This is a genomic window from Kitasatospora sp. NPDC007106 (genome assembly GCF_040634455.1).
Classification (GTDB): Bacteria; Actinomycetota; Actinomycetes; order Streptomycetales; family Streptomycetaceae; genus Kitasatospora; species Kitasatospora arboriphila.
The window spans coordinates 1-4,150 of sequence record NZ_JBEYFP010000534.1 but is presented as its reverse complement, the minus strand read 5'-3'; the positions used below and the strand labels follow the sequence as shown (position 1 = coordinate 4,150).

At 71.9% G+C, this 4,150-nt stretch carries 3 protein-coding genes and 2 pseudogenes; 1 reads left to right on the top strand and 4 read right to left on the bottom strand.

Features of this window, described 5'->3' with window-relative positions; translation table 11 throughout:
• Together ABZ641_RS27850 and ABZ641_RS27845 are read right to left on the bottom strand one after the other, a co-directional pair.
• Window positions 1-289: pseudogene (locus ABZ641_RS27850) on the bottom strand (hypothetical protein); the annotation flags it as partial.
• Window positions 286-1,203 (bottom strand): aminoglycoside phosphotransferase family protein, encoded by a 918-nt coding sequence (locus tag ABZ641_RS27845; protein ID WP_359986000.1) that lies wholly within the window; start codon window positions 1,201-1,203, stop codon window positions 286-288. The pseudogene ABZ641_RS27850 and the gene ABZ641_RS27845, both read right to left, overlap by 4 nt.
• A 90-nt stretch (window positions 1,204-1,293) precedes the next feature.
• Here ABZ641_RS27845 and ABZ641_RS27840 point away from each other — a divergent pair.
• Window positions 1,294-2,116 (top strand): annotated as a pseudogene (locus tag ABZ641_RS27840) (IS5 family transposase).
• A 610-nt stretch (window positions 2,117-2,726) separates the two neighbouring features.
• Here the strand turns inward: ABZ641_RS27840 and ABZ641_RS27835 are convergent.
• Window positions 2,727-3,155 (bottom strand): hypothetical protein, encoded by a 429-nt coding sequence (locus tag ABZ641_RS27835; protein ID WP_344622374.1) that lies wholly within the window; start codon window positions 3,153-3,155, stop codon window positions 2,727-2,729.
• A gap of 243 nt (window positions 3,156-3,398) precedes the next feature.
• A partial coding sequence (locus tag ABZ641_RS27830; RefSeq protein ID WP_359985997.1) for an alpha/beta hydrolase occupies window positions 3,399-4,150 on the bottom strand: 752 nt, incomplete at its 5' end.

Here is a 4,150-nt window from a genome sequence, read left to right as displayed (position 1 = left end):
CCCTGGTCTGCCGGCCGTCCAACGGCACGCCGCGCAGCGGCCGGCCGGGGAGCCAGGTCATCACGATGCGCGGCCCGTGGGCGCCGGGGGCGGCCTGCAGCAGCGTGGGAGCCAGCCCCGACGCGTGGGCGGCGAGCAGTTCCAGTGCCCGCCATTCACGGACGTGCCGCACGGTGTCGCCGGGCGGGAAGGTCTTGGTGACGGTGTCGGCACCGGCGTCGAGTTCGATCGTGTGGGTGTTCCACGGGCCCGTGCTCGTGGCACCGGCCGGCCCCTTCGGCGGGATCACGGGTGGGCCGTGGCCAGGAGGCGGCGCAGGGCGGCGTGCGCGGGCGGGCCCCAGGTGGGCTTGCCGCCGGGTCGGCCGCGCAGGCCCGCCTCGCCGATGAGCAGGCAGCCGAAGGCGCGCAGCAGTGCCCAGCCGCGGGCGCGGCGCAGGGTCGCGGCGTCCGGGGTCGGCCGGTGGGCACGGTGGAAGCGGTCGAGGGCGCCGTCCGGCAACAGGATCCACGCCGAGGCGAGGTCGCAGGCCGGGTCGCCCGCGCAGAGGTCACCGAAGTCGATCACGCCGCAGAGGGTGCCGTCGGCGGTGAGGACGTTGGCCGGGTGCAGGTCGCCGTGGAGCCACAACGCCGGGCCCGTCCACGCAGGTGCGGCAAGAGCGTCCGCCCAGACGGCCCGAACGGCGTCGGGGTCTTCGACGAGTCCGAGCCGGACGGTCTCGGCCAGGCCGCCCTCGAAGTGGCCGACGTAGTCGGTGAGCGGACCGCCGCGGTCGCGACCGGCGGGCGCCCCGGCGGGGGCCGGCCGGTGCAGCGCCGTCAGGAAGGCGGCCAGGGCATCGGCCGCGTCCTCGGCCCGGGTGACGGGGGCGCGGTCGGCGGGCGTGCCCGGCACCCACGTGGTGACGAGCCACGGCCGCGGGAACCGCTCCGAGGGCTCGCCCCATCGCTGCGGGACGGGGGTCGGCAGCGGCAGCTGCGGCGCGAGCCCTGGCAGCCAGGCGTACTCCTTGCGCAGCAGCCCGTCCGCGGACCCGGTCGCCCACGGCAGCCGGACGGCCAGGTCCTCGCCGAGCCTCCAGAGCTGGTTGTCCCAGCCGCGCGCACCGAGACTGACCGGGCGGTCGGCGAGGTCCGGGTGCTGATCGCGGATCAGCTCCCGGACCAGCGCGGCAGTGATCTCTATCTCGGTGTGCGTCATGCGGAGCAACACTAAGAACCTCTAACAAAATGATCAACGGCGTGGTTGGATTTCACTTGGCGTCATATTGATCAAGCCGGGGGTTCCAGGGTGGCGCGGCCGAAGCCGTGGGAGGTCGGCGACGAGCTGTGGGCGGTGATCGAGACGCTACTTCCGAAAGTCGAACGTCGGTCCCGCCACCCGGGCGGAAGCGTCTGGACGACCGCAAAGTGCTTCAGGGGATCCTGTTCGTTCTCCATACCGGGATCTCCTGGGAACACCTGCCGCAGGAGTTGGGGTTCGGCTCGGGGATGACCTGCTGGCGGCGGCTGGCCGAGTGGCAGGAGGCCGGTGTGCGGCAAGGACTCCATGAAGCCCTGCTGGCCAAGCTCCGAGCCGCGGATGTCCTGGACTTCTCTCGTGCAGCGGTGGACTCCTCGCACGTCAGAGCCCTAAAGGGGGCACCAAGACGGGACGAAGCCCTGTTGATCGGGGCAGGTCGGGCAGCAAGCATCACTTGATCACCGACGCGAACGGCATCCCGCTCGCCTTCACGCTGACCGGCGGCAACCGAAACGACGTGACCCAGCTGATCCCGCTGCTGGAGGCAGTCCCGCCGGTGCGCGGCAAGCAGGGCCGGCCGCGGCGTCGCCCCGATGTCGTCCTCGCGGACCGCGGTTACGACCACGACAAGTACCGCCGCCTGGTGTGGGGCCTCGGTGTCCGGCTGTTGATCGCCCGCCGGAACACGGAGCACGGCTCCGGCCTGGGCACCCAGAGGTGGGTCGTCGAGCGGGCGTTCGCCCTCCTGCACCACTTCCGACGGCTGCGGATCCGTTGGGAGGTCCGCGACGACATCCACGAGGCGTTCTTGAGCCTGGGATGCGCACTGATCTGCTGGAGGCGGCTCACCTCTGCCGACCGGACATCCTAGAAGGGCGGCCAGTCGGCACCAGCCGGAGGCGTAGGACGTAGCCGCTCACGCTTCTCGCCTCGCACGTCAACAGGCCAGCGGCCGTCGATCACGATGGCTGCCTCCCTGCAGCCTGGGCAGGCGTCGTCCGAGTCAGGGAACCACGGGTAGGGCGAGGTGACCACGCCCTCCTGCTGTATGCCGCACAAGGTTGCGCCGAAGTAGCCGTACGCATGGGAGACGCCGGTGGGAAGTTCTGCGGCATCGGCGCGCTCCCACCGCATGTGCACGGGCTCGTACCACGACCGGCCGACCAAACCCGGATGAGCACCCAGCTCGGTCCACGCGTAGCACCAGGGGCAGACCCACGCCTCCTTCACCCGCGAGTCCGCCGTCGGCACTCGTCGCATTTCATGCCCGCACACGTCACACGTCACAGGCCGATCCTTCCACCCTCAACTGACCACGCCGCCCCGGCATCGCTGCAGCGGAGCCAACCCATCGAAGGGTCACGCACCACATTTCGTTAGGAGTTCTAAGCCGCCGTGCTCGGAGCCGCCCTCGCCGGTCTCCGATCGTTGTGGCTGCACCGATGCGGGGCGGCCGGCTTGACGGCGGCCGCCCCCGCCGTTCAGTGGTCGTTGTTCACGACGTGCGTGACCTCGCCGACCGGGCCCGAACCGGACTTGGTCAGGTACATCCGGAACCTGATGTTCACCTCGGGCAGGTTGTGGAAGGCAATGCCGTCGCCGGCGTTGGCGGTCTGTACGTCACCGGCGCCCGACGCCTTCAGCGTGTACAGGAGCTGACCGGTGCCGTCCATGTAGACGTCGAGGACGACGCTGTAGCCGTCGGCGTCGTAGTCGGTCAGGAAGACGTAGTCGCCGTGCTCGGCGAAGCACAGGCGTCCGCCCTGGTCGACCGAGCCTATCGAGTCCGACTCGTCGGTGTACCAGACGTGGTCGCAGTCGACGGCCTGCGCGGGGGAGGCCACGACAAGGGTTCCGGCGGTGACGGCGAGCGCCGCCGCGCCGGCGGTGAGCAGTTTCTTCATGCGCATGAAGTGGAACCTTTCGAGCGGAGCGGATCCGGATCGGCCGGTGGGCCGGACAGATGAGGATGGACGGCCCGGCCGGTCGACACGTTCTTGCCGGACGCGGTGATCGCCGTCCCTCGCCGACGCCGACGATATCCCCCAACAGTCGACCCGATGCTCCCGATTCGGGGTCGTCGTGGGTGCGGCGCATGCCGGCATCCTTCCTCGGGCGGGCCGACCTCGGCCAGCGGTTTGCGGTGCCGTGGCTCAGGTTGCCGGGGCGAGGAGGCCGAGGAGCCGGTGGGCGAAGGCGGCGGGGTGTTCGACGGCGCCGAGGTGGCCGCCGGGGAATTCGGCGAGGTCGCGGTGGAGGAGGGCGGCGAGGCGGGAGGCCGGGCCGTGGAGCGGGAGTTGGTGGCGAGAGTCGCGTCCGGCGGCGGGGACGAGCCTGTCGGCGACGGGGCGCAGGGCGGCCAGGTCGGGCGGGGTGGTGGCGAAGGGGTAGAGCATCCGGTCGAGGAAGACGGGCAGGTTGGCGTGCATCCGCGGCGCCATCTCCTGGATCTCGGGCGGCAGTTCGGTGGCCTGCTCGGCGACGGCCTCCGGTGTCCGGCCGGAGTCCCGGTCGGCGTCGGCGTCGGGATCCGCGTCGGAGTCGGCGTCGGGCTGCCCGTCCCCCAGGCCCTCGCTGAACCGGGCCATGGCGGCGGCGATGCCCTCCGTCCGGTAGGTGCCGCGGACTTCGGCGAAGAGGGCCTTGTGCGGGGCCGGGTCGTCGAGGAGCTCCAGCAGGGGCGGCTCGTGGGCGACGACGCGGCGCACCCGCCCGGGGTGCCGGGCGAGCAGGTCGACGGCGACGATCGCGCCCGAGCTGCAGCCGAGTACGTCGGCCGTGCCGTCGGGCGAGAGGTGCTCGATCAGGCGGCGGGCGTCGTCGCTCCAGACGTCCACCCGCTGGTCGGTGAGCGGCCCGTCGAGGGGGCTGCGGGAGAGGCCGCGCGGGTCGTAGGTGACGACGG